This is a genomic window from Pseudomonas sp. BN417, assembly GCF_029871205.1.
In the GTDB taxonomy this organism is placed as follows: domain Bacteria; phylum Pseudomonadota; class Gammaproteobacteria; order Pseudomonadales; family Pseudomonadaceae; genus Metapseudomonas.
This window is the reverse complement of sequence record NZ_SSOJ01000005.1, coordinates 1-700: the sequence shown is the minus strand read 5'-3', so window position 1 is coordinate 700 and position 700 is coordinate 1. Positions and strand designations below refer to the sequence as shown.

Below are 700 nucleotides of genomic sequence, written 5' to 3'. Positions count from 1 at the left end.
GGTGAGGATGAACAGCGCCTCGAAGAGGATCGCGAAGTGGTACCAGAAGGCCATGGTGTTCTCACCCGGCAGCACCTGGTGGAGGATCTGCGCGATGCCCACGGCCAGGGTCGGCGCACCGCCGGCACGGGCCAGGATGCTGTGCTCGCCGATGTCGTTGGCGGTCTGCTGCAGCACTTCCGGAGTGACGGCGAAACCCCAGCTGCTGACGGTGGCGGCAACCGCATTGACGTCGGTGCCCACCAGCGCGGGCGGGCTGTTCATGGCGAAGTACACACCCGGCTCGATCACCGAGGCGGCGACCATGGCCATGATGGCGACGAAGGACTCCATCAGCATGCCGCCGTAACCGATGTAGCGGGCGTGAGTTTCGTTGGCCAGCAGCTTGGGCGTGGTGCCCGAGGAGATCAGCGCGTGGAAGCCGGACACCGCACCACAGGCGATGGTGATGAACAGGAAGGGGAACAGGGTGCCCTTCCACACCGGTCCGGTACCGTCGACGAACTGGGTCAGGGCCGGCATCTTCAGCTCGGGGGCGAGGATCAGGATGCCGATGGCGAGGCCGACTATGGTGCCGATCTTGAGGAAGGTCGACAGGTAGTCGCGCGGCGCCAGGATCAGCCACACCGGCAGTACCGCGGCGACGAAGCCGTAGCCGATCAGCATCCAGGTGATCTGCACGCCGGTGAAGGTGAAGGCC

At 65.7% G+C, this 700-nt stretch carries 1 protein-coding gene; it reads right to left on the bottom strand.

Going from position 1 to position 700, the window contains the following annotated elements; genetic code table 11:
* Positions 1–700: carbon starvation CstA family protein (locus E8F11_RS00155; RefSeq protein ID WP_280286776.1), on the bottom strand; the 700-nt coding region annotated here is incomplete at both ends.